The sequence below is a fragment of the Sagittula sp. genome (assembly GCF_052825245.1).
On the sequence record NZ_JBRBWD010000048.1, the window covers coordinates 1 to 21,971 of the forward strand.

At 67.6% G+C, this 21,971-nt stretch carries 24 protein-coding genes; 9 read left to right on the plus strand and 15 right to left on the minus strand.

Features of this window, described 5'->3' with window-relative positions; all coding sequences use genetic code 11:
- Nucleotides 1–213: 213 nt before the first annotated feature.
- Both ACU0DV_RS20350 and ygiD read right to left on the minus strand, forming a co-directional pair.
- On the minus strand, nt 214–1,173 hold the full coding sequence (locus tag ACU0DV_RS20350) for a glutathione S-transferase family protein (protein WP_446242352.1): 960 nt from the start codon (nt 1,171–1,173) through the stop codon (nt 214–216).
- A gap of 13 nt (nt 1,174–1,186) precedes the next feature.
- A complete protein-coding gene (gene ygiD / locus ACU0DV_RS20355) occupies nt 1,187–2,017 on the minus strand; it encodes a 4,5-DOPA-extradiol-dioxygenase (RefSeq protein ID WP_446242353.1) in 831 nt (276 codons plus the stop codon).
- Nucleotides 2,018–2,169: 152 nt separating this feature from the next.
- Here ygiD and ACU0DV_RS20360 point away from each other — a divergent pair, with 152 nt between their 5' ends.
- A complete protein-coding gene (locus tag ACU0DV_RS20360; protein ID WP_446242354.1) occupies nt 2,170–3,066 on the plus strand; it encodes a LysR family transcriptional regulator in 897 nt (298 codons plus the stop codon).
- A gap of 67 nt (nt 3,067–3,133) precedes the next feature.
- On the opposite strand, the gene ACU0DV_RS20365 is transcribed toward ACU0DV_RS20360, so the two are convergent.
- A complete protein-coding gene (locus ACU0DV_RS20365; protein ID WP_446242355.1) occupies nt 3,134–3,991 on the minus strand; it encodes an SDR family oxidoreductase in 858 nt (285 codons plus the stop codon).
- A gap of 109 nt (nt 3,992–4,100) precedes the next feature.
- Here ACU0DV_RS20365 and ACU0DV_RS20370 point away from each other — a divergent pair, with 109 nt between their 5' ends.
- The 3 genes from ACU0DV_RS20370 (at nt 4,101) to ACU0DV_RS20380 (ending at nt 5,946) form a co-directional block, all read left to right on the plus strand.
- On the plus strand, nt 4,101–4,490 hold the full coding sequence (locus ACU0DV_RS20370; RefSeq protein ID WP_370314108.1) for a winged helix-turn-helix transcriptional regulator: 390 nt from the start codon (nt 4,101–4,103) through the stop codon (nt 4,488–4,490).
- 176 nt (nt 4,491–4,666) lie between these two features.
- Nucleotides 4,667–4,831: a hemin uptake protein HemP gene (hemP, locus tag ACU0DV_RS20375; protein WP_100931612.1), complete on the plus strand. Its 165-nt coding sequence runs from the start codon at nt 4,667–4,669 to the stop codon at nt 4,829–4,831.
- Complete coding sequence (locus ACU0DV_RS20380) at nt 4,828–5,946, plus strand: alpha-hydroxy acid oxidase (protein ID WP_446242356.1); 1,119 nt, start codon at nt 4,828–4,830, stop codon at nt 5,944–5,946. Before hemP ends, ACU0DV_RS20380 begins: the two co-directional genes overlap by 4 nt.
- Here the strand turns inward: ACU0DV_RS20380 and ACU0DV_RS20385 are convergent.
- The 12 genes from ACU0DV_RS20385 to ACU0DV_RS20440 form a co-directional block, all read right to left on the minus strand.
- Nucleotides 5,912–6,766, minus strand: coding sequence for an energy transducer TonB family protein (locus ACU0DV_RS20385; protein WP_446242357.1), 855 nt, complete (start codon nt 6,764–6,766; stop codon nt 5,912–5,914). The genes ACU0DV_RS20380 and ACU0DV_RS20385 overlap by 35 nt on opposite strands.
- Nucleotides 6,763–7,230 (minus strand): TonB system transport protein ExbD, encoded by a 468-nt coding sequence (exbD, locus tag ACU0DV_RS20390; RefSeq protein ID WP_446242358.1) that lies wholly within the window; start codon nt 7,228–7,230, stop codon nt 6,763–6,765. Before exbD ends, ACU0DV_RS20385 begins: the two co-directional genes overlap by 4 nt.
- Nucleotides 7,231–7,234: 4 nt before the next feature.
- Nucleotides 7,235–8,026 carry a tonB-system energizer ExbB gene (exbB, locus tag ACU0DV_RS20395; RefSeq protein ID WP_446242359.1) on the minus strand — a complete coding sequence of 264 codons (792 nt, stop codon included), beginning with the start codon at nt 8,024–8,026 and terminating at the stop codon, nt 7,235–7,237.
- A 2-nt stretch (nt 8,027–8,028) separates the two neighbouring features.
- Nucleotides 8,029–8,712: a Fe2+-dependent dioxygenase gene (locus ACU0DV_RS20400; protein WP_446242360.1), complete on the minus strand. Its 684-nt coding sequence runs from the start codon at nt 8,710–8,712 to the stop codon at nt 8,029–8,031.
- Between the two features lie 79 nt (nt 8,713–8,791).
- Nucleotides 8,792–11,194 carry a TonB-dependent receptor gene (locus ACU0DV_RS20405; protein WP_446242361.1) on the minus strand — a complete coding sequence of 801 codons (2,403 nt, stop codon included), beginning with the start codon at nt 11,192–11,194 and terminating at the stop codon, nt 8,792–8,794.
- A gap of 328 nt (nt 11,195–11,522) precedes the next feature.
- Nucleotides 11,523–12,113 carry a zeta toxin family protein gene (locus tag ACU0DV_RS20410; protein ID WP_446242362.1) on the minus strand — a complete coding sequence of 197 codons (591 nt, stop codon included), beginning with the start codon at nt 12,111–12,113 and terminating at the stop codon, nt 11,523–11,525.
- Nucleotides 12,110–12,469, minus strand: coding sequence for a TA system antitoxin ParD family protein (locus ACU0DV_RS20415; RefSeq protein ID WP_283984137.1), 360 nt, complete (start codon nt 12,467–12,469; stop codon nt 12,110–12,112). The genes ACU0DV_RS20410 and ACU0DV_RS20415 overlap by 4 nt, the downstream gene beginning before the upstream one ends.
- A 57-nt stretch (nt 12,470–12,526) precedes the next feature.
- Nucleotides 12,527–13,270: an SDR family oxidoreductase gene (locus ACU0DV_RS20420; protein WP_446242363.1), complete on the minus strand. Its 744-nt coding sequence runs from the start codon at nt 13,268–13,270 to the stop codon at nt 12,527–12,529.
- Complete coding sequence (locus ACU0DV_RS20425; RefSeq protein WP_100931621.1) at nt 13,257–14,192, minus strand: 3-keto-5-aminohexanoate cleavage protein; 936 nt, start codon at nt 14,190–14,192, stop codon at nt 13,257–13,259. The genes ACU0DV_RS20420 and ACU0DV_RS20425 overlap by 14 nt, the downstream gene beginning before the upstream one ends.
- A gap of 23 nt (nt 14,193–14,215) precedes the next feature.
- Nucleotides 14,216–15,160: a 3-hydroxyacyl-CoA dehydrogenase gene (locus ACU0DV_RS20430; protein ID WP_446242364.1), complete on the minus strand. Its 945-nt coding sequence runs from the start codon at nt 15,158–15,160 to the stop codon at nt 14,216–14,218.
- Nucleotides 15,160–15,939: an SDR family oxidoreductase gene (locus ACU0DV_RS20435; protein WP_100931623.1), complete on the minus strand. Its 780-nt coding sequence runs from the start codon at nt 15,937–15,939 to the stop codon at nt 15,160–15,162. Before ACU0DV_RS20435 ends, ACU0DV_RS20430 begins: the two co-directional genes overlap by 1 nt.
- 51 nt (nt 15,940–15,990) lie before the next feature.
- Nucleotides 15,991–16,710: a GntR family transcriptional regulator gene (locus ACU0DV_RS20440; RefSeq protein ID WP_446242365.1), complete on the minus strand. Its 720-nt coding sequence runs from the start codon at nt 16,708–16,710 to the stop codon at nt 15,991–15,993.
- 171 nt (nt 16,711–16,881) lie between these two features.
- Between ACU0DV_RS20440 and ACU0DV_RS20445 the strand changes: the two genes are divergently transcribed.
- Genes ACU0DV_RS20445 through ACU0DV_RS20465 form a run of 5 tightly spaced genes read left to right on the plus strand, consistent with a single transcriptional unit; the run spans nt 16,882 to nt 21,932 of the window.
- Nucleotides 16,882–17,916: a TRAP transporter substrate-binding protein gene (locus ACU0DV_RS20445; RefSeq protein WP_100931625.1), complete on the plus strand. Its 1,035-nt coding sequence runs from the start codon at nt 16,882–16,884 to the stop codon at nt 17,914–17,916.
- Nucleotides 17,917–17,923: 7 nt separating this feature from the next.
- Entirely contained in the window at nt 17,924–18,523 is a 600-nt protein-coding gene (locus ACU0DV_RS20450; RefSeq protein WP_370314062.1) for a TRAP transporter small permease subunit, read from the plus strand.
- Nucleotides 18,516–19,859 (plus strand): TRAP transporter large permease, encoded by a 1,344-nt coding sequence (locus tag ACU0DV_RS20455; RefSeq protein WP_283984130.1) that lies wholly within the window; start codon nt 18,516–18,518, stop codon nt 19,857–19,859. Before ACU0DV_RS20450 ends, ACU0DV_RS20455 begins: the two co-directional genes overlap by 8 nt.
- A gap of 8 nt (nt 19,860–19,867) precedes the next feature.
- On the plus strand, nt 19,868–20,632 hold the full coding sequence (locus ACU0DV_RS20460; RefSeq protein WP_370314063.1) for an SDR family NAD(P)-dependent oxidoreductase: 765 nt from the start codon (nt 19,868–19,870) through the stop codon (nt 20,630–20,632).
- Nucleotides 20,633–20,660: 28 nt separating this feature from the next.
- The gene (locus tag ACU0DV_RS20465) at nt 20,661–21,932 is read left to right on the plus strand and encodes a hydroxymethylglutaryl-CoA reductase, degradative (protein WP_446242366.1); all 1,272 of its coding nucleotides are present in this window, start codon (nt 20,661–20,663) and stop codon (nt 21,930–21,932) included.
- Nucleotides 21,933–21,971: the final 39 nt, after the last annotated feature.

The following is a 21,971-nucleotide window of genomic DNA, read 5'->3' on the forward strand; positions in this document are numbered from 1 at the left end:
CGCCGCTCCAAGGAGGCCCGCAAAGCCAGCCAGGGCTGCGATACATGAGGTCTCCGCCCTGTCAGGCTTTGCTTCCCTCAGCGCCCAGGTGGGACATTTCTACTTTGCGGAACAAGAGACATTTCAACTTGGTTGCAACAATCGGGGCGGATTAATCCCAACGCGGAGGTTTCGCCCGATGCCATGGCGCGCGGGCGAAACCGAAGCGATGGGTCACAGGTCCAGCAGTTCCGTGATGTGGCGGGGACCGACGGGGCGGATGCGCGAGGGGTTCAGCGCCTTGATGGCGTAGTAGCCGCGCGTGATGTGATCCATGTTCACCGTTTCGCGCACGCCGGGCAGGGACAGGATGCGCGCCATGTAGGCCGAGAGGCGCGGGTAGTCGGCGATCTGGCGGCGGTTGGTCTTGAACAGCCCGTGATAGGCCGCATCAAAGCGGATCAGCGTGACGAAGGCGCGGATGTCCGTCTCGGTCAGCCGGTCGCCGAAGAGGTAATCCCCGGTCAGCCGCTCCTCCAGCATGTCGAGCGTGTCGAAGACGCCGGCCACAGCCTCGTCGTAGGCCTCCTGCGAAGTGGCGAACCCCGACTTGTAGACGCCGTTGTTCAGCCGGTCGTAGATCACCGCGTTCAGCGCGTCGATCTCCTCCCCCAGATCCTCCGGGTAGAGACGCAGGCCGGAGGGGACCAGCCCCTCGAACGCGGTGTCGAACATGCGCAGGATGTCGGCGCTTTCGTTGTTCACCATCACGTTGCGCTTCATGTCCCACAGTACCGGCACCGTCGCCCGCCCGGTGAAGTCACTGTCGGCGCGGGTGTAGAGTTCGTACATGTAGGTCGAGCCGAACATCGGGTCGGCGTCTGCACCGTCATGGCCGCCGAACTGCCAGCCCTGGTCCGTCAGCACCGGGTTCACCACGGTGACCGGGATCAGGTCGTCCAGCCCCTTCAGCTTGCGGGCCATCAGCGTGCGAGAGGCCCAGGGACAGATCAGTGCGACATAAAGCCGGTAGCGCCCTGCTTCCGCCTCGAACCCGCCCTCGCCGGTCGGCCCGGCGCTGCCGTCCGGGGTGATCCAGTTGCGGAAACTCGACACCTGGCGCACGAAGCGGCCCTTCTCGTCCGCCTTCTGCACTGGCTGCCAGTCTTCCGTCCATTTTCCGTTCACGAGCATTGTCCTGGTCCTTTCAGCGGGCGTGGAACACGAAGGAGCGCATGGAGATCGACGCGAGGTCGATGGCGTCCGTCATGAATGTCAGGTCGTCGCGGGCGTCGGACGCCCCTGCGATGGTCAGCGCGGGCATGTAGTGATCGACCGAGGGGTGCGCCATCCGCAGCAGCGGCCCAAGCCCCTGCCGGTCGGCCAGTGCGGCAAGGTCGCGGTCCCCAAGCCGGTCGGCAAAGAGCGTGTCGAATTCCAGCGCGAAGTCGTGTGGCCGCGCCACCTGCCCCCACTTCATGGCACCGAGGTTGTGCACCACGTTGCCCGACCCGAGGATCAGCACGCCGCGGTCGCGCAGCTCAGACAGGGTGCGCCCGATTTCCAGCTGGTGCTCCAGCCCCCGGCCCATGTCGATGGAGACCTGGAACACCGGCACGTCTGCGCCGGGGTAGAGGAACTTCAGCACTGTCCACGCCCCGTGGTCGAGACCCCAGGTGTCGTCTTCCTCCGCGTGGTGGCTGGCCAGCAGGGACACCACCTCGCGCGCCATCTCCGGCGCGCCCTGCGCGGGGTATCGCTGGGCAAAGAGCGCATCGGGGAAGCCGTAGAAATCGTGGATCGACTTCGGCATGGCCGAGACGTCGACCAGCGTCGTGCCCCGCGTCATCCAGTGCGCCGAGACCACGAGGATCGCCTTCGGTCGCGGCAGCGTGCGGCCCAGCTCGGTCCAGGCCCTGCTGTAGGCGGTGTCCTCGATGGCGTTCATCGGGCTGCCGTGGCCGAGGAAGACCACCGGCATCCGGTCGGACGGGGCCAGTCCCTGTTTCAGGTCGTCGAGCGTGCGGGTGGCGGTCATGGTCTCTCTCCTCTGCAGGGACGGTGCGGGGCGCCTTTTGGCAATCCCTTTCGCCGGCGATCTGCGTTGACCACAATCTAGGGCTTGCCATTCATCCACGAAATGGCGTCATCATTGAATGACTATCCCCGATTTGTTCCGAATGGCCCGCCATGGACGTTGTCGAGCAGCTCAAGGCCTTCGTGGCCACGGCCAAGACCGGCTCCTTCACCGCCGCCGCCGATCAGCTTGGCGTGTCGAACCGGCTGACCTCGAAATACGTTGCAGAGCTTGAGGGCCGCCTTGGCGTGCGCCTGTTTCAACGCACCACCCGCAAGGTCGGGCTGACCCCGGCGGGTGAGGACCTGCTGGCCCGCGCGCCCGCGCTGCTGGACGATCTCGACGCGCTTCTGGCCGAGGTCTCCGACAGCTCGCGCGGGTTCACCGGCGTCATCCGCATCTCGGCCCCCGTCACGTTCGGCGAGGTCTACGTGGCGGACATGCTGGCCCGCTTCGCCGCCCGCAATCCGGAACTGACCTTCGACCTGCGGCTGCACGACGGGTTTGTCGACCTCGCCAGCGAGGGGATCGACCTGGCCTTCCGCGTCGGACAGTCGGACATGCGGTCGCTGAAATCCCGCAAGCTGGGAGAGATGCGGTCGGTCGTGGCGGCCAGCCCCGATTACATCGCAGCGCAGGGCGCCCCCGTTACCCCGGACGACCTGCGCTACCATGCCTGCATCCTCGACACGAACCGCCGCACCCCGCGCTGCTGGGTGTTCCTGAAGGATGGCAAGGAACAGGCGGTGGACGTGCAGGGGCGGCTCCACGTCAACTCCGCCCGCGCGGCGGTGGAACTGGCGGCCGCCGGGCTGGGCATCTGCTACGTCCCGCGCTTCGCCGTGACGGAGGCGATGGCCGCGGGCCGCCTTGTGCCCGTCATGGAGGGCTACGATGGCAGCGCGATCCAGGTCAGCGCCGTCTACCTCGAAGGGCGCAGCCTGCCCCGCAAGATCCGCGCCCTGATCGACTTCGCGGTGGAGGACAGCCGCGCCGCCGCCCTTCTCTGACCGATCCCTGCATAAAAAAGGGCGACCCCGCAGGGCCGCCCCTCGGATGACGGAACAGGCCGGGCGTTCAGCCCAGCACGGCCTTCAGCGTGTCGCGCATCGGGGTTGTCGGGCGGCCGATCAGGCGGCTCAGGTCGCGGGACTGCGTGGCCAGAGCGCCCTGCCCCGCCTTCGCGTCGCTGTCGGCCAGGATGCCGGCGAACCCTTCGGGCAGGCCTGCGCCCACCAGGGCTGCCGCATAACCCGCCTGGTCCATGTCCACGTAGGCCACGTCCTTGCCGGAGACTTCGCTCAGCAGTGCTGCGTATTCGGTCAGGGAAAAGTCGCTGTCGCCGCCCAGTTCATAGACGTCACCGGCCTGCCCTTCGCCCGCCAGCACCACCGCCGCCGCTTCGGCATAGTCCTGCCGCGACGCGGTGTTGAAGCGTCCCTCGCCCGCGGCCCCGAAGTGCTGGCCCATACCCACGGCCTGCGGCGCGGTCCCGGCGATGTTCTCCGAATACCAGCCATTGCGCAGAAGCGCGTGGGGAAGGCCGCTATCGCGCAGCATCGCCTCGGTCTGAAGGTGCTCTTCGGCCAGTGCCATACCGCCCGTTTCGGCGTTCAGGATCGAGGTATAGGCGACGAACCCGACGCCCGCGGCCTTTGCCGCCTCGATGACGTTGCGGTGCTGTGCGGCGCGTTTGCCAATCTCGGACGACGAGATCAGCAGCAGCCGGTCGACGCCGTCGAAGGCGGCGCGCAGCGCCTCGGGGTTTTCGTAGTCGGCCTGCCGCGCGGCAATGCCCTTCGCCTCGAACGCCTCGCGCGCAGAGTCGGAGCGCACCAGCACGACGATGTCGCTTGCAGGCACCAGCGTGGCGAGGTGATCGACCACCTTCTGCCCCAACTGCCCCGATGCGCCGGTCACCAGATACTTGGTCATGATCTTTCCTTTCAGGTATAGAATCGGATACAGGTCTCATTTAGAGACTTACTCCGTGCCCCGAAAGGAGGCAGTTTTTCGGGACAAGGTAACAGAAAGGGAACCGCCCATGGTATCTACCGTCACCGACCGGCTGCAGGACTGGAAAACGCAGGGATTCGATCCCACCAACTGCCCGGTGCGGCAGGTGCTGGACCACGTGTCCGCCAAGTGGCCCGTCCTGATCCTGATGGAGCTGGAGCAGGGGCCGGTGCGCTTTAACGCCCTGCTGCGCGCCCTGCCCGACATCTCGAAACGGATGCTGACCCAGTCGCTGCGAAATCTCGAACGCGATGGAATCATCCGGCGCGAGGTCTTCGACACCAAGCCGCCCAGCGTTTGCTACAGCCTGACCGAGCTGGGAGAGGGCCTGCTGCCCCACATCATGGCCATGGTGGACTGGGCTACGCAGGGTATGCCCCACATCGCCGCCGCACGCGCCGCCTTCGATCGCGCCTGAGGTCCGGCGCCCGTTCTTTCGGCACGCAAGGTAGGCGCGGCGGCGTCAAAGGTGACTGCGCGACAAATTAATTGACAATTTTTGTCGAGTTAGGCTATCCGGGTCGGGACATGCCCGCCAACCCGTGGTGAGGCATTTGAAAAGACGGCACAAAAGACCTGTCGAAGGATCGTGACATGCCCCAGGGCCAACTTCCGCAACCCGAGATCACAGACGATGGAACCACCCGCTACGATGCCCGCAGCCTGATCCCCGGAGGCGTCAAGGCCGAGATCGAGCTGAACGGTCAGGTCTACACCCTCCGCATCACACGGGCCGGCAAGCTCATCCTGACGAAATGACCGATCAGGCCCGTGCCCTGCCCGGCGGGCTGGCCGGTTACGCCACCCGGGCCGAGGCCCTTCTGCCGCCCGCAACCGCCGCCTATTTCCTGCGCGGCGCCGGGCGCGAGGAAACCTGCCGGGCCAACCTGCGCGACCTCGAACAGATCCGCATCTGGCCCCGTGCGCTGGCGCCTCTGGCCGAGGGGCACACGCAGCGGACCCTGCTCGGACGACGCCTCGACGTCCCGATGCTGATCGCCCCCATGGCCTACCTGCCGGTGCTGGACGCAGAGGGCGAGGCAGGCGTCGCGGCGGCGGCCACCGCGCAGGGTGTCGGCATGTGCCTCAGCGCGCAGGCCGGCCAGCCGATGGAGACGGTGCGCGAAGCAGGCACCGCCTGCCAGTGGATGCAGCTTTACTGGCAGGCCGGGCGCGCGCCCACCATGGCGCTGGCCGAACGTGCCGCCCGCGCCGGGTTTGCCGCGCTGGTCCTGACCGTCGATGCGCCGGTGAACGGCATCCGCGACGCGGAGATCGCCAGCGGCTTCAACCTGCCCGCGGGCATCCGCGCCGTGAACCTCGACGGTCTGCCGCGGCCCCAGTTCGCCCCTTTGAAGGACGGCGAGTCGGTGCTTTTCGACCGGGTCGCCCATGTTCTGCCCGACTGGGAGGACGTGGCCTGGTTCTGCGCCAATGCCCCCCTGCCCGTCCTGCTGAAAGGAATCCTGCACCCCGGCGACGCGGCACAGGCCGTCACCGCCGGCGCGGCGGGCATCATCGTTTCCAACCACGGCGGGCGGGTGCTGGATGGCGCGCCCTCGGCGATCTCTGCCCTGCCCGGCGTCGTGGCGCAGGTGTGTGGCGCGGTGCCGGTGCTGATGGACGGCGGCATAAGGCGCGGCGCCGACGTGTTCAGGGCGCTGGCGCTCGGCGCCTCTGCGGTGCTGATCGGCCGCCCGGTGTGTCACGGTCTGGCCGTGGCGGGCGCGCTGGGGGTCAGCCATGTGCTGCGCCTTTTGAGGGATGAGCTTGAGGTGACAATGGCGCTGGCGGGATGCCGGACGCCGGAGGACATCTCCCCCGCCTGCGTCCAGCCCGCTACCCTTTCCGAATCGTGTAGTTCAGCGGGATGACCAGCGTGAAGCTGTCGCCCGTCAGGTGGTTCGGCGGCGTCGGCAGCCGGTCGAGTTTGTCGAAGACCTCGAGCGCCGCTTCGTCCAGCACGGCCGCCCCGGACGACTGCTCCACCTCCCGCGCGGTCACGGCGCCGTAGCGGTCGATGGTGAACTTCACGCGCACCTCGCCTTCCAGCCCCTTCTTGCGCGCCGCCTGCGGATAGGCCTTGGCCTTCGCGATGCGCAGAACGACAGCCTTCTGCCATTCGGTGATCTCGGCCATCTGTTCGGCGGTCAGGCCCTCGCTCTCGGCCTGAGCGGTTTCGGCCTGCGCTTCCGCATCGACGCCGGAGACGGAAGCCTCCGACGCCTCCGCCTCTACCGCGCCGGTCTGGCTGGCCTGGTCGATCTGTTCTTCCTCGAACTCCTGTGCGACCTCTTCGGCGATCTCTTCGGTTTCCTGCTCCGGTTCGGGCGTGGCGATGCCGAATTTCAGCTCCTCGTCCTGCACCTCGTAGGGCGTCTGGTTGAGGATGGGCTCGTCCGCCGCGCGCGCCGCATGGACGGCCTCGGGCGATTCCGTGACGGTCGGGGCCTCCACCGCCTCCTCGACGGCGGTGCTGTCCTCGCCTGCGTCGGAAGGGGCGGCGATGATGTCGGAGAGGTCGAACATGATCGCGCCCTGCACGCCGGTGTCCTCGCGCCGCACCTCCGGCTCCGGCTCCGGCGCGCGGGCCAGGAGGCTTGCGGGCAGGGCGACATGCACGGCCAGGCTGACCGCCACGCCCGCAACCACCATCGGCAGAAGGCCCGCTGCCCCGCGATAGGCAAGGCTCATTCCACGGCCTCCCCTGCGCCGCCGACCTCTGTCCCTTCGGGCGCCGCGGCCTCGTCCAACCCGACCAGCCCGACCTTCAGGTATCCGTCGGCGCGCAGCACGTTCATCACGCGGATCAGCTCTCCGTAGGGCACCGCCTTGTCGGCGCGGATATAGAGCCGCTCGTCGCGGTTCAGCATGGTGGCGATGCCGATCTCCATCACCAGCGCGTCGAGCGTGGTTTCCACCTCGCCCACCGCCAGAGACAGGTCTTCCTTCAGGGTGATGAACACCGGCTCGGACGGGCGCTGCGGCGCTTCCGCCACGGCGACCGGCAGTTCAACCGGGATGTCCACGGTCGACAGCGGCGCCGCCACCATGAAGATGATCAGCAGCACCAGCATGACGTCGATGAAGGGCGTGATGTTGATGTCGGCGTTTTCCGCCATGTCATCGTCATCGCCACCCGAAAGCCTTGCCCCCATCGGATCACTCCGCCGCCTGATGCTGCGCCACGTCGCCGAAGGCCTCGGGCCGCGCCATCCTTGGCCGCATGGCCAGATCCAGATCGCGCGACAGGGTCCGCTGTACCAGAGCCGAAGCATCGCCAAGCATGACCTTGTACCCGCCCAGCATCCGCGCCAGCAGGTTGTAGAAGATCACCGCGGGAATTGCCGCGACAAGGCCGATGGCCGTGGCCAGCAGCGCCTCCGCGATGCCGGGGGCGACGACGGCCAGGTTCGTCGTGTTGGTCTCGGCGATCGAGATGAAGCTGTTCATGATCCCCCAGACCGTCCCGAAAAGCCCGATGAAGGGCGCGGTGGAGCCGGTGATCGCCAGGAGGGCTGAGCCGCGCTGCTGGCTGCGCGCCGCCCCGACCTCGACCCGCGACAGCGCGCTTTCGGCCCGTTCCTTGATTCCGGCACCGGGCGCATTGCCTGAGCGCTGACGTTCTGCCAGAGCCGCCCGGACCATGGCGCCCATGACACCGCGCCGCTTGCGGAACCGCGCTGCGGCGGTTTCAAGCGTTCCGGCCCGGTCGAGCGCGCGGTAGTTCCGCGCCAGCCGCCGCCGCGCCAGCATCAGCAGCACGACCCGGGCCAGGAAGATCGCCCAGACCAGTACCGAGGCCACGGCCAGCGACACCATCACCGATTTCACGACGATGTCGGCGGCAAGGTACATGCCGACCGGCGACATGTGGTCCTGACCGGCCTCCGACAGCCAGGCCAGCAGCTCTGCACGCAGAGCGTATACATACGGTATGTTCAGATAATCCATGGTCAGACGTCCGTCCATTGGCGGATCATGTTGTGGTAGATGCCGGTCAGGGTGACGACCTCCGGGTCATCGATACCGACCCGCCCGGCCAGCGCCTGGATCGCCTGGTCCATATCGAAGAGGATCGTGCGCTGCTCGTTCGAGCGGACCATGCTCTGCAGCCAGAAGAAGGACGACACCCGCGCGCCCTTTGTCACTGGCGTCACCTCGTGCAGAGAGGTCGAGGGATAGAGCACCATGTCCCCCGCGGGCAGCTTGACCTCCTGCGTGCCGTAGTGGTCCTCGACGATCAGTTCGCCGCCCTCGTATTCCTCCGGTTCCGAGAAGAAGATCGTCATCGACAGGTCGGTGCGCAGCCGCTCGCCGCTGAAGGGGTTCACCCGGATGGCGTTGTCGACATGCACGCCGAAGGTCTCGCCGCTTTCGTAGCGGTTGAACATCGGCGGCAGGATGCGCAGCGGCAGCGCGGCGGACAGGAACAGCGGCGTCTGGTGCAGCCGCTCCACGATGCGCTGGCCGATGGCCTGCCCCGCCTGCGACCGAGGGTCGAGCTGGCGGTTGCGCTTCACGCCCTGCGACTGCGCCCCGGCAGAGGCGCGCCCGTCCTGCCAGTCGGCGGCGTCCAGCTCTGCCCGGATCGCCTGCACCTCGTCCTTGGCGAAGAGCTCGGGGATGGTGATGAGCATGTCGTCCTCTTCGATGAATGGCCACGATGAGTGGCGGGGACGGCGCAAAGGCCGCCCCCGCCGGTGAAAGTCCCGTGCCTCAGAACTTCATGTCGATGGCGACCCATGCCTCGCGCCCGGGGGCGACGTAGGTGAAGGGTTCACCCGAACGGTAGGCGGTGTCGTAGTAGACTTCGTCGCCCGCGTTCTTCACGCCGAACCGCACGTCCATCCGGTCGTTGATGTCGTAGGAGCCGACAAGGTCGAACGACCAGTAGGACGGAAGCCGGTTGTCGTTGGGCGCCAGGGAGCCCAGCTTGACCTCGCCCTTCCAGTTCGACTGCACGCCGAGCATCAGCCTGTCGGTGACATCGTAGGTGGTCAGCAGGTTGAACTGCTGGTGCGCGATGGTGGCCAGTTCCTTGCCGACAACGCTGGAGTCCGCCGAGTCGAGGATCTCGCTCTCCATGAACACCGCGCCACCGTACAGGCCGAACCGGTCGACCTTGCCCGCAACACCCAGCTCGATCCCGCGCAGGCGGTATTCAAGCGTGTCCTGCGTGACCGCGGACCCGCGCGGACCAACGTCCTCGCGCGCGTTCTGCTTGGTGGTCTGGAACACCGCGGCCGTCAGAAGCAGATCGTCCATGAGCTCGTATTTCGCGCCAAGCTCGTAAGCGATGTTGCGTTCCGGCTTCAGCGTTTCGCCGCCGGTGTCGAGACCGCCGTAGAACCCGCCGCCCGCGGCGACCTCTGCCCCCATCGGGGTGGTGGACGTGGCCGCGCTGCCGTACAGCGTCAGCGCCTCGGTCGGCTTGTAGGTCAGGCCGAGGTTGCCGTTCCACATCACGTCGTTACGGCTGAGCGTCGAGCCGGAGCTTGTCCGCTCGATGTCATAGGAGTCCACCCGCACGCCCGCATCCAGCGCCCACTGCGGCGAGAACTCGATCCGGTCGACGAAGTAGGCCGACAAGGTCTGAACCTCGGTGACGGTCTTGTCGTGGTTGCGCGACGGCATGTTGCCGTCCCAGCACGGCGAGGTGTCCGGGTCCTCGACGTCGACGGTGCATCCGCGTCCGCCCGCCGGGAAGTCCTCGGTGGAGCCGGGATAGCGGTCGGCCATCACCTCCTCCTTCTGCACCATCACGCCGGCGACGAAGTTGTGGCCAACTCCGAACCATCCGGCCTCGCCCGTCACTTCGGTGGTGTTCGAGATCACGTCCGTCACCTGGTAACGCGACTTGTCGCTGATCCCGGTCGTCCAGTCGGACGGATCGTTCGACCCGTTCTCCGTTGTGCTCGAAGGTGCGGTCAGGATGTAGTCGTTGATCGTCTCCGAGGCCCGCAGAGTGTTGGTCAGCGTCAACCCGTTGCCCATGTCCCAAGTCACGCGCCCGGTCGCGACGTGGCGGGTGGCTTCCTGGTAATCGCGATCCGCGATGCCGTAGAAGGTGTCCCGGTCGACACCGAACTCGGTCACCGGGCCGGTCTTGCCGTCCGGACGTCCGGTGGTGAAGGGCACACCCCAGTCCGGTGTCTGGTCGAAGCGGGTGAAGGAGTAGGACGCATCCACCGTCACGTCGTCGGTCAGCTTGTAGCGCAGCGCCACTGCCGCCCCCTGCCGGTCGTCACGCACGTCGTCGCGCCCGGCCACCCAGCCTTCCTGCAGCATGGTGTTGAACCGCAGTTGCAGACGGTCGTTGGTGGCAAGGTTGATGTCCGCCGTCGCCCGCACGGTGCCCGCGCTGGTCGCCTCGAACGAGTAGTGCTGGAAGTCCACGTCCTGCGGCTGCTTCGTGGTCAGGTTGATGGTGCCGCCCGTGGCGCCCCGCCCGCCGACCGACCCGGACGGGCCTTTCATGATCTCGACCTGCTCGGTGTCGAAGGTCTCACGGACCGAGGTGCCGGGATCGCGCACGCCGTCGACGTACACGTCGTTGTTCGCCTTGAAGCCGCGGATGTAGATGTTGTCGCCAAAGGCATTGCCGCCCTCGCCGAAGCCCAGGCTCATCCCCGGCGTGTTGCGCGCCAGTTGCCGGACGGAGGTGGTGTTGGTGGTTTCCAGCACCTCTTTCGTGACGGCGGTCACGGTGCGCGGCATGTCCGCGATCTCGCCCCTGAGCTTGGAGTTCGCGCTGGTCACGGCGCGGAACGGCGCGTCTGGGTCGGCGTTCGGGTTGGTGCCTGCGGTGGCCTGACGTGCGGCCTCTGCTGCGGCCGCGGCTTCGGCGGCTGCCTGTGCAGCGGCAGCCTCTGCGGCCTCCTGCTCGGCACAGACCGGGGTGCCCGCCAGTTCCGGCGTGCAGACCTGCGGCACAGGCGCGCGGCGCGGGGCCGAAGCGGTACGGCGCGGTGCGGGCGCCGCACGGGCCGGAGCCGGTGCCGGCTCTGCTGTCGTTTCCACCTCGAGCGTCGGCAGGACGATCGTGGCTCCGTCAGTGGCGGTGTCCTGGGCATAGGCGAAACCGGCCAGGCAGGCGGCGGTCAGGGAAGTCCCGACCATAAGGTTTCGTTGCCCCACGGAAGTTCGGGCGGCCGCAGCGGGCCGCTGTCTCAGACTGCGCATTTCCAATGTCCCTCAGGTTCGTGATTTTTTGACGCTGCGAAGCTGTCTGGACACGGAAATCTGGATGGCGCAGCAAGTAGCTGTCTCTTATCCGAGTGATTTAATCAGTTAAAGATGCGAAAGGATTGCCGGGATTTCTGTGTCGCAAATACCACGCGCGTCCCCTGCATCGTCCGAACGCTAACCGGTGCCAGCGAACGGGGCTTCGTGCGTTTGAGGTGGACCGCAGGGAATGCCGACGTCCGCAAACCGTTGAAAACCCGCACTAGCGCCTCGTCAGGTCCGCCGCATAGGTCCGGCAAATCCAGTCCGGAGGGTTCGGGCGCACCGTCGCCAGTGCGCCGCGCCGGAAGGTCAGGACCAGCTTCGGGGGCTGCCCGGCCACCGAGTTGTCGTAGACCAGCCCGGTGTCGGCCATGCGCACGGCCTCGCGGATCAGCGGCGCCGACCGGTCGTAGCGGGCGCGGATCTTGTCCTCCGGCACGCAATGGCCGCCCTGCTCCACGCGGAAGGCGACGCGCGCGACGGAGAGGTCGGCGCTGTCGACGCCCACGTGCATCACCCAGACGTCATATCCCCGCGCCTGCGCATCCCTCAAGAGGTCGAGCTTGGAGGGATGGGAAAACACCGTCTCGGTCACGAGGTCGCCGCCCCGGGCGATGATTTCGGCCCGCCGGGTGTCGGCGATGCGGGCGGCTTCGTAGGAGGCTTCGGGGCCGGGATCGCGCAGTTCGTCGCGCTGGATCTGGTCGGCATTCACGAAGGGACCCGCGAAGGCGGGCGCCACGCGGGTCTGGTAGAGGGTCGACTTGCCCGCCCCGTTGGGGCCGGCCAGCAGGATCATCGTTGGGGTCATTCGCCGGGCGACGGCTCCGCCCGGACAATGGTGCCCGATGCGTCAAGGCCCACGGCCCCGCCGGTTTTGCGCAGCGCGTCGAAGTGCGCCTCTTCCCCGGGGCCGGGTGCGTCCATCCGCGCAAGGAAGCGTTCGGTCCAGACGGCCTTTTCCTCGGCGGTGAGGGTCGTGGTCTCCGCCTCTCCGGCCAGGACCCGCGACAGCCGCGCGTGGTCGAAGGTCCCGGAGCGTTCGATGGCACGGCCGATGCGGGCCCAGTGGGTGATCTGGCCGGCGAGAGAGCGGCTTTGCAGTTCGGATTCGACGCGGGCGTCTTCTACCAGCGTTTCGTCTGCGAATTTCACGGATCTGGCCATGGGGCACCTCCTGCCCCTAAAGGTGGCAATTTGCCACCCTGTTGTCAAGACATCCGCTCAGCGCCCGCCGCTAATGTCGACAATCGTTCCGGAGATATAGGAGGCGTCGTCGGACATGAGCCAAGCCACTGTCTGCGCGACCTCTTCCGCCGTGCCGGTCCGGCCCAGCGGCACGGCAGTTCCGGCGGTCTTCAGCCGGTCGCCCCGGCCTGCGGCGGCGTGGATCTCCGTCTCGATCAAGCCGGGCGCCACGGCGTTCACGCGGAAGCCCTTCGGTCCGGCCTCCTGTGCAAGCCCGACGCAGAACGTGTCGATGGCGCCCTTGCTGGCGGCGTAGTGCAGCCATTCGCCCGCGCCGCCCAAACGGCCCGCGCGGCTCGACATCAGGACGATGGCGCCGCCGTCCGGCATGGTGCGCAGGGCCGCCTGCGCTGTCAGGAAGGTGCCCGCGACGTTCACATCCAGCACCCGGCGCAGATCTTCAGGCGAAAGGTCGCCCAGACCGCAGGCCGGGCCGGTGATGCCGGCGTTGGCAAAGACGCCGCCGGGCGCGCCGAAGCGGTCGACGCAGGTGGCGAAGAGCGCGGCAACCGCGCCCTCGTCCGCCGCATCGCCCTTGAAGGCGACGGCCTGACCGCCCTCCTCCGCCACGCGGTCGCAGAGCGCCCCCGCGGCAGCGTCGTTGGAGGCGTAGGAGAACACGACCGGATGGCCGCGTCCTGCGAGCAGGGCGACCGTGGCCGCCCCGATGCCCCGGCTGCCGCCCGTGACGACAACCGGGAAGGCTTCAGAACGCGACATTGTCGGCGCCCTTGAGGTCCAGCATGCCGCGCGCCTCGTCCGGTGTCGCGACCTCCAGACCCAGCCCTTCGAGCAGGAGCCGCGCCTTGCGCACCTGATCGGCGTTGCTTTCCGCCAGCTTGCCCTTCGAGATCCAGAGCGAATCCTCCAGTCCGACGCGGACGTTGCCGCCCTGTGCTGCTGCCTGCGCCGCGACGTTCATCTGGTTGCGGCCCGCGCCCAGCACCGACCACACGTAGTCGTCGCCGAACAGCCGGTCGGCGGTGCGCTTCATGTGCGCCACATCCTCGGGGTGCGCGCCGATGCCGCCCAGCAGGCCAAAGACCGTCTGGACGAGGAACGGCGCCTTCACCAGCCCGCGGTCCACGAAATGCGCCAAGTTGTAGAGATGCGAGGTGTCATAGCACTCGAACTCGAAGCGCGTGCCATTGGCGTTGCCGACCTCGAGAATGTGCTGGATGTCCGCGAACGTGTTCTTGAACACCAGGTCGCGGCTGTTCTCGAGGTGCTGGCGTTCCCACTCGTGCTTGAACTCGGTGAAGCGGTTCAGCATCGGGTAGAGGCCGAAGTTCATCGAGCCCATGTTCAGGCTGGCCACCTCGGGCTTCAGCTCGGCCGCCGGGCGCATCCGTTCCGCCACGGTCATGTGGGGAGAGCCGCCGGTGGTCAGGTTCAGCACCGCACCGGTGGCCTGCTTGAGCTGCGGCAGGAAGGCGCGGAAGGCGTCCGGATCCTGCGTGGGCTTGCCGGTTTCCGGGTCGCGCGCGTGCAGGTGCAGGATCGTCGCGCCCGCCTCGGCGGCGGCGAGGCTGTCGGTGATGATCTCCTGCGGTGTCACCGGCAGATGCGGCGACATCGAGGGGGTGTGGATCGCGCCGGTGACGGCGCAGCTGATGATGATCTTGTTGCTGGTTCTGGGCATGCCCGTTCTCCTCCGGGGAAATCTCAGGCGCGGCTCTGGCCGCGCAGGAATTGCATAAGGGCCGTCAGGCGGCTGTCGCGCCGCGCCTGGGCCTTCGGGATATCGTCGAGTGGCACGGAAGCGCGCCGGGCGGCGTCGATCTGGTCGAGCGCGGGGCCAGACCAGTCGGCAGGGTCGCGCTGGCTGGGGGTCATGTTGGTATACATCCCGCCATAGCGGGCGACGTAGTCGCGCACGCCGCCGGGCGCGTTCAGGTCGATGGTCTCGAACGGACCCACCACGGCCCATCGCGGCGCCAGCCCCTCGCGGATGCCGATGTCCACGTCCTCCGGCGCGGCGATGCCCTGATCAACAAGGCGAAACGCCTCCTGCAGGAGCGCGCCCTGAAGGCGGTTCATCAGGAAGCCGTCGACCTCGCGCTTCATGCGGATGGGCTTCTGCCCGACCCGCTCCATGAGCTGCGCGGTGCGTTCGACCACCTCCGGATCGGTCCAGGGCGCGGGGACGACCTCGACCGCGGGGATCAGGCTGGGCGGGTTGATCGGATGGGCCACGACGCAGCGGTGCCGCCCGGCCAGCCCTTCGGTGAAGGCGGAAGGCAGCAGCGCGGAGGTGGAGCTGGCCAGCACCGCATCCTCGGGCGCCAGCCGGTCGAGCTCTGCCCAGACGGCCTGCTTGATCTCCAGCTTCTCCGGGACGTTCTCCTGCACGTGGGACGCGCCCTTCAGCGCGTCGGCAAGGTCGGTCGCCACGCGGATGCGGGAAGCGACCGAATCCGGTGTCTCGCCCATCAGCAGGTCGGCTGCGGCCATCTCCTCGGCCATGGCGCGGATGCGGTCGGGGGCTGCCGCGGCCACCCCCTCCGTCGCATCGTACATCGCGACGGAGCAGCCGCCGCGGGCGAAGGTCACGGCCCAGGCGCAGCCGATCAGGCCACTGCCGACGATCGCGATCGAAGGCTCCGCCATCACAGCGTCTCCACGTTGCCGCAGACGCTGAGCGCCTGCCCCGAGACGTTGCTGCCGCCCGGGCTGGCGAGGAAGAGGCACATGGCCGCGATGTCCTCCGCCGTCACCATCCGGCGGAGCGAAACCTTGGCGAGGTACTGCTCGCGCATCTCCTCGAAGGACACGCCCACCTGGTCGGCGCGGGCCTGGATCACCTTGTCGATGCGCGGTCCCTTCACGATGCCGGGCAGGATCGCGTTGGCGCGCACGCCGTCGGGGCCCATCTCGGTGGCGAGGCTCTTGGCCAGGCCGATCACGCCCCACTTCGACGCGGCATAAGGTGTGCGGAAGGCGTAGGGCAGGCGCCCGGCGACAGAGGCCATGGCGATGAACAGGCCCTTGTTGGCCTTCAGCTCGGCCTCGCCGAAGCGGGCGGCCAGGTAGGCGCCGCGCAGGTTGATCTCGAGGCATTCGTCCCAGTCGGCCTGGCTGATCTCTCCCACGCGGGAGGTCGGCCCGGCGACACCGGCATTGGCGATGACCACGTCTAGGCCGCCCATCTGCTCGCGCGCCTCCTCGAACAGCGCCTTCGTCTGCGCCTCGTCGGCGGCGTTGGCCACGCTGCCGGTGATCGCGCCGCCGGTCGCGGCACTGACCGTCGCCTCGTCGATGTCCGAGATGTGGACGCGGGCGCCGGTTTCGACAAAGCCGCGGGCGATGGCCTGACCGATGCCCCCCGCCCCGGCGGTGATCAGGACGCGCAGGCCCTTTGCAGGCGTCAATGATCCGAGAATGCTCATGATGTTGGTGTCCTCCCTGTGGTGATGTCCGGCGCGATGGCCGTGACAGCGTCAGCCGCCCTGATGGCCCGGCGCCGGGCGGGCCTCTTCCTCGAGCCGGGCGCGTATGTCGATGGCCGCGGTGCGGATGTCCTCGACGATGGCGGTCCGGAGCCCCTCCGGATCGTGCGCTTCGAGCGCGGTCAGCGCGGCGTCGTGAAACGTCATCGAGGTCGCCATGTGATGGTGATCCGGCACGCTGACCCGGATCGAGGGGCCGACCGCCAACCACAGCCGCTTGATGATGTCCATCAGAAGCGGCCAGTGCGCGGCGCGGTAGATCCCGCCGTGAAAGGCGGCGTTGGCGGCAAGGTAGCGGTCGGTCTCCTGCCCTTCCGCGGCGCGCGACAGCTCCTTGTGGAGGGCGCGCACCCGGGCGATGTCGCCCGCGGTGACCTGCCGCGCGGCGCGTTCGGCGGCCATGCCTTCGTTGGCGATGCGGATGGCGGTGACCTCGTCGAAATTCTCCGGCTTGAGCGTGCGGACCTGCAGTGTCCGGCTGCTCGTCAGTTCCAGCGCACCTTCGGCGGTGAGCCGCGTCAGCGCCTCGCGCACCGGCATCGCGCTGACCCCAAGCTGCTGCGCCATCCGCCGCGAGGAGATGACCTCACCCGGCAGGTAGGCGCCTGTCACAAGCCCGTTGAAGAGCCTGTTGTAGATCTGTTGCTGAAGGCTGTCGCGCTGGAGGGGCGTTGAAATGGAGTCGAGGCCGGTGACGGAATCGCCTTGCATCGTGGCGCCCTTTGGTTATCGTTGATCTGTGATCGCAGTTTGCCGAGCGCCTCGGACAAAGTCAAGCGGGGCAAGGAAAACCTGCGATGCCAGCGCCCTTTTCGGAGGGCGAATCAGATCTGTCCGACCCGGGGAGGAGACACCGGGCGGACCCATTTGGGAGGACACGACTTGAAAACTGTTGCGACACTGACTGCAGCGCTCGCCATTTCCACTGCCGGCTTCGTGCAGGCCGAGACGCTCGACGTAGCCAGCACCTTCCCCAAGAACATGCCGTTCCTCGGTGAGGGCGCGGAAGTTCTGGCGAAGAACATCGACATTGCCACGCATGGCGAAGTGAAACTGCGCGTCCACGGTGCAGGCGACCTCGTCCCGGCACTGGAAGTGCTGAACCAGGTCAGCTCGGGTGCGATCCCGGCGGGCTGGGACTTCATAGGCTATTGGGGCGGCACGATCCCGGTTGCCGCGCTGGCGGGCGCCATGCCCTTCGGCCCCGGCCCGGACTTGTTCACCGGCTGGATGTGGGAAGGCGGCGGCATGGAGATCGTCCAGAAGGCCTACACGCCGCTGAACGTCAAACTGCTGCCCTGCCACGTCACCGCGCCCGAGCCGGGCGGCTGGTTCAACAAGGAGATCAACACCGTCGAGGACCTGCAGGGCCTTCGCATGCGGATTTCCGGCATGGGCGGCCAGGTGCTGAACAAGCTGGGCGCATCGACCCAGCTGATCCCCGGCGGCGAGCTTTACGTCGCGCTCGAGCGCGGCCGCATCGACGCGACCGAGTTCTCGCTGCCCGTGGTGGACAAGTCGCTCGGCTTTGCCGAGATCGCTAAGTACTACTACTTCCCGGGCTGGCACCAGCCGGCAAGCTGGAACTCCCTGATCGTCAACATGGACGTCTGGAACGGCTTCGGCGAGGAAGTGCAGGAGCAGATCCTGACCGCCTGCAAGGCGACCGTGACCTGGTCGCTGGCCGCCGCACCGGAACCGCAGGGCGAGATCATCGAGGAGTTCCGCGCGATGGGCGTGGAGACCAAGCGCTTCCCGGACGAGGTTCTGGCCGCGCTGCGCGAAGCCTCCACCGAAGTTCTGGAAGAGGCAGCCGCCGCCGACCCGATCGTCGCCGAGGCGTACCAGTCCATCCAGGACTACATGGCCAAGGCACAGGTCTGGAACGACCTGCAGCAGATCCCCGCAGCGGACTGATCCTGCCATGACTTCGCGTTCCAGACTGGAGCGCGTCGGCCATGCGCTCGTGCAAACGGGCGCATGGCCAGGACGCGCCGCGGCGTGGCTGTTGCTGCCAATGATCGCGCTGGTGCTCGTGGCCGTGATCGGGTCGCTCATGCACGTGGGCCAGATCGCCACGTGGCAGACCGACCTGCCGCTCTTCGGCACAGAGCTGACCCTGACCGGCCTTGCCGAGCTGCAATGGCATCTTCTGGCCATCATCATCATGCTGGGCATGTCCTATGCCCTCGCACGGGATCAGCACGTCCGGGTGGACCTTGTCTACGACAAGCTCTCGACGCGCGGCCGGGCGGTGCTCGACCTCTTGGGCGACGTGATCTTCCTGCTGCCCTTCTGCGTCATCATCGGCTGGCTGAGCCTCAGCTTCGTCGAGTTTTCCTTCAACACCGGCGAACGCTCCGACTACGGCGGGCTGACCGACCGTTACCTGATCAAGGCGTTCCTGCCGCTCGGGTTCGTCTTTCTCGGGATCACCGGGATCGGCCGCATCCTGATCCATCTCGGGCGCATCTTCTCGCCCGCGCCGGCAGACCACCCAGAACACGAGGACCGGAATGGCTGAATATGCGCTTCCCCTTGCCATGGTCGGGGTGCTGATCGCCGGCATCTTCTCCGGCTACCCGGTCGCCTTCGTGCTGGCGGGTGTCGGCATCCTCTTCACCTTCATTGGCGACGTGCCGCTGTTGTTCCTGAACACGGTCTCGTCGCGCATCTTCACCGGAACGCTGACCAACTGGCTGATGCTGGCGGTGCCGCTCTTCGTGTTCATGGGCCTGATGCTGGAGAAATCCGACATCGCCAAGAACCTCCTGCTGTCGCTGGAAAAGATGTTCGCGCAAAGGCCGGGCGGGCTTGCCCTGTCGGTGACCATCGTGGGCGTCGTCATGGCGGCCTCCACCGGGATCATCGGGGCCTCCGTCGTCATGCTGGGCCTGATGGCGCTGCCGGTGATGATCAAGCAGAACTACTCCATGTCGCTGGCCGCCGGGACGATCTGTTCCGCCGGGACGTTGGGCATCCTCATCCCGCCCTCCATCATGCTGGTCCTCGTGGGCGACATCCTGTCGATCTCCATCGGTGACCTGTTCATGGGCGCGGTGATCCCGGGCGTCGTGCTGGGCGGGCTCTATGCCGCCTACATCCTCGTGACCACCTGGCTCGACCCGTCGAAGGCACCGCCGGCGCCGAAGTCCGAGGCCACCCCGATCGGCGAACTGATCGTTACGCTGGCGAAACACCTCGTGGCGCCGGTCCTGCTGATCCTCGGCGTCCTGGGCTCCATCGTCGCGGGTGTCGCCACCCCGACCGAAGCCGCCGCCATCGGCGCGCTGGGGGCCACGCTGCTCGCCGCGTTCATGGGGCAGCTCACCCGCAAGAACCTTGTGGAATGCGTGCAGGAGACCGCGCTCACCAGCGCCATGATCCTGTCGGTCGCCATCGGCGCCACCGTCTTCTCGGCGATCTTCAAGCGCGTGGGCGGCGACTACATGATCGAGGACGCGGTGATGGCCATCGCTTCCGGTCCCTACCAGACGCTGTTCCTCATCATGGCGCTGATCTTCGTGCTGGGCTTCTTCCTCGAATGGATCGAGATCTCCTACGTGGTGCTGCCGCTCTTTGCGCCGATCATCGCGGGGCTGGATTTCGGGCTGGGCAACTCCGGCATCACCCTGACGTGGTTCGCGGTGCTCGTGGCGGTCAACCTCCAGACATCGTTCCTGACGCCACCCTTCGGATACGCACTGTTCTACCTGAGGGGCATCGCGCCGCCGGAACTTGGCATCGGCCAGATCTACCGCGGCATCGTGCCCTTCGTGCTGATCCAGATCTTCGGGCTGATGCTCTGCATCCTGTTCCCCTCGCTTGTGCTGTGGCTGCCCGCGGCGCTCGGTAACTGAGGACATCCATGTCTGACCTGTTCGACCTGAAAGGCCGCCGTGCCGTCGTGACCGGCGGCACCAGCGGCATCGGTCTCGCCATCGCGCGGGCCTTCCTCGAGGCCGGTGTGGAGGTGATCATCACCGGCCGGTCGGAGGCGCGCGGTGCCGAGGCGCTCGCTGCCCTCACGCCCCACGGCACGGTGCATTTCGTCGCCGGGGATGCCGGTTCCGAAGACGACGCGGCGCGGCTTGAAATGGCCGTGACCGAGCTTCTGGGCGGCTTCGACACGCTTGTCTGTGCCGCCGGAACCAACCGCCGGATGCGGCCCGAGGACCTGACCCTCGACGACTGGGAAGCGGTGATCGACACCAACCTGACCTCGGTCTTCCTGACCTGCCGCGCGCTCTATCCCCTACTGAAGGAAAGCGGCGACGGCTGCATTGTGACCGTCGGCTCCATGATGTCCGTCCTCGCGAACGAGGCCACCAGCGCCTATGCCGCGGCCAAGGGCGGGGTGGTGCAGTTCACCCGCAGCCTCGCCGTGTCCTGGGCGTCGGAAGGCATCCGCGCCAACACCATCCTGCCGGGCTGGATCGACACGCCGCTGACCCGGCAGGCCCGCAAGGACATGCCCGGGCTCGACGCCCGCGTCACCTCCCGCACGCCGCTGGGCCGCTGGGGCCTGCCGGAGGAAATGGCCGGCACGGTGCTTTTCCTAGCCTCGCCGGCGGCCCGTTTCGTCACGGGGGCGGCGATCCCCGTGGACGGCGGCTATCTCATTCGCGGCTGACCCCGCCTTTCCTTCGCAGGAGACTTCCATGACAGACCACACGTCCCGCCTGCCCGGTTTCGCTCAGGCCAGCCGCGAAGAACGCCTCGGCATCCTCGCCGAACGGCTTGGCGGCAATGCCGAGGCGCTGCAGCTTTTCGACAACCTGGGCCCTATCGAGGGCGGCCTCGTCGACCGGCTGATCGAGAACGCCATCGGGGTGATGCCGGTGCCGCTCGGGCTCGCCACCAACATGATCGTCGACGGGGAAGAGATGCTCGTGCCCATGGCGACCGAGGAAAGCTCCGTCATCGCGGCGGTCTGCAATTCGGCCAAGCGCTGCCGGGATACCGGCGGGTTCTTCACCTCCTACTCCGGTTCGCTGACCATCGCGCAGGTGCAGCTTTGCGGCCTGAGCGATCCGCGCAACGCCCGCGCGCAGATCCTCGGCCGCACCGAGGAGATCCGTGCCATCTGCGACGAGGTCGACCCGCAGCTCACCTCGCTTGGCGGCGGCCTGCGCGAGATCGACGTGCGGTTGGTTGAGGCGCGCTCCGGCACGATGGTGATCGTGCATCTGGTGGTCGACACGCTGGACGCGATGGGCGCCAACGCGGTCAACTCCATGGCCGAACGTGTGGCGCCCGTGCTGGCGGGCTGGACCGGCGCGCGGCCCTTGCTGCGTATCCTGTCGAACCTCGCCGACCGGCGCCTGACCCGCGCCCGCGCGGTCTGGCCCGCCGACCAGATCGGCGGCCCGGAGGTGGTGGAGGCGATGCTCTTGGGGGCCGAGTTCGCGGAGGCCGATCCTTACCGCGCGACGACCCACAACAAGGGCATCATGAACGGCATCTCAGCCGTCGTGCTGGCCACCGGCAACGACACCCGAGCCATCGAATCCGGCGCCCATGCCTATGCCGCGCAGGGCGGACAGTACGGCCCGCTCACCCATTGGGAGAAGACCGCCGAAGGCGATCTGGCCGGGACCATCGAACTGCCGCTGTCGCTGGGCATCGTCGGGGGCGCGACCCGCGTGCACCCGGTGGCGCAACTCTGCCTGAAGATCCTCGGTGCCGACAGTGCCGAGAAGCTGGCGCGCATCACCGCCGCTGTCGGCCTGGCGCAGAACTTCGGCGCGCTGCGGGCGCTGGCAACGGACGGCATCCAGAAGGGCCACATGGCGCTGCACGCGCAGAACGTGGCCATCGCCGCCGGTGCGGAAGGCGACGAGATCGAGTCCGTCGCGGCGGGCCTGCGCGCCCACGGCCGCGTGACGGAGGCCGAAGCCCGCAAGCTGCTGGACGACCTGCGCAAGGGCTGATCCATGGATCGCCGGGGACGGATCGGACCGCCCCCGGCA

Bases quoted from the DNA above. Each gene is read 5' to 3' on its own strand.
- ACU0DV_RS20410 (WP_446242362.1), bottom strand. From the start codon at position 12,113: ATGACCCCAACGATGATCCTGCTGGCCGGCCCCAACGGGGCGGGCAAG.
- ACU0DV_RS20380 (WP_446242356.1), top strand. From the start codon at position 4,828: ATGACCGATCAGGCCCGTGCCCTGCCCGGCGGGCTGGCCGGTTACGCC.
- ACU0DV_RS20435 (WP_100931623.1), bottom strand. From the start codon at position 15,939: ATGAGCATTCTCGGATCATTGACGCCTGCAAAGGGCCTGCGCGTCCTG.
- ygiD (WP_446242353.1), bottom strand. From the start codon at position 2,017: ATGACCGCCACCCGCACGCTCGACGACCTGAAACAGGGACTGGCCCCG.
- exbB (WP_446242359.1), bottom strand. From the start codon at position 8,026: ATGGATTATCTGAACATACCGTATGTATACGCTCTGCGTGCAGAGCTG.
- ACU0DV_RS20385 (WP_446242357.1), bottom strand. From the start codon at position 6,766: ATGAGCCTTGCCTATCGCGGGGCAGCGGGCCTTCTGCCGATGGTGGTT.
- ACU0DV_RS20430 (WP_446242364.1), bottom strand. From the start codon at position 15,160: ATGGCGGAGCCTTCGATCGCGATCGTCGGCAGTGGCCTGATCGGCTGC.
- ACU0DV_RS20400 (WP_446242360.1), bottom strand. From the start codon at position 8,712: ATGCTCATCACCATCCCCGAGCTCTTCGCCAAGGACGAGGTGCAGGCG.
- ACU0DV_RS20465 (WP_446242366.1), top strand. From the start codon at position 20,661: ATGACAGACCACACGTCCCGCCTGCCCGGTTTCGCTCAGGCCAGCCGC.
- ACU0DV_RS20415 (WP_283984137.1), bottom strand. From the start codon at position 12,469: ATGGCCAGATCCGTGAAATTCGCAGACGAAACGCTGGTAGAAGACGCC.
- ACU0DV_RS20365 (WP_446242355.1), bottom strand. From the start codon at position 3,991: ATGACCAAGTATCTGGTGACCGGCGCATCGGGGCAGTTGGGGCAGAAG.
- ACU0DV_RS20460 (WP_370314063.1), top strand. From the start codon at position 19,868: ATGTCTGACCTGTTCGACCTGAAAGGCCGCCGTGCCGTCGTGACCGGC.
- ACU0DV_RS20440 (WP_446242365.1), bottom strand. From the start codon at position 16,710: ATGCAAGGCGATTCCGTCACCGGCCTCGACTCCATTTCAACGCCCCTC.
- ACU0DV_RS20420 (WP_446242363.1), bottom strand. From the start codon at position 13,270: ATGTCGCGTTCTGAAGCCTTCCCGGTTGTCGTCACGGGCGGCAGCCGG.
- ACU0DV_RS20450 (WP_370314062.1), top strand. From the start codon at position 17,924: ATGACTTCGCGTTCCAGACTGGAGCGCGTCGGCCATGCGCTCGTGCAA.
- ACU0DV_RS20455 (WP_283984130.1), top strand. From the start codon at position 18,516: ATGGCTGAATATGCGCTTCCCCTTGCCATGGTCGGGGTGCTGATCGCC.
- ACU0DV_RS20370 (WP_370314108.1), top strand. From the start codon at position 4,101: ATGGTATCTACCGTCACCGACCGGCTGCAGGACTGGAAAACGCAGGGA.
- hemP (WP_100931612.1), top strand. From the start codon at position 4,667: ATGCCCCAGGGCCAACTTCCGCAACCCGAGATCACAGACGATGGAACC.
- ACU0DV_RS20425 (WP_100931621.1), bottom strand. From the start codon at position 14,192: ATGCCCAGAACCAGCAACAAGATCATCATCAGCTGCGCCGTCACCGGC.
- ACU0DV_RS20360 (WP_446242354.1), top strand. From the start codon at position 2,170: ATGGACGTTGTCGAGCAGCTCAAGGCCTTCGTGGCCACGGCCAAGACC.
- ACU0DV_RS20350 (WP_446242352.1), bottom strand. From the start codon at position 1,173: ATGCTCGTGAACGGAAAATGGACGGAAGACTGGCAGCCAGTGCAGAAG.
- exbD (WP_446242358.1), bottom strand. From the start codon at position 7,230: ATGGGGGCAAGGCTTTCGGGTGGCGATGACGATGACATGGCGGAAAAC.
- ACU0DV_RS20405 (WP_446242361.1), bottom strand. From the start codon at position 11,194: ATGGTCGGGACTTCCCTGACCGCCGCCTGCCTGGCCGGTTTCGCCTAT.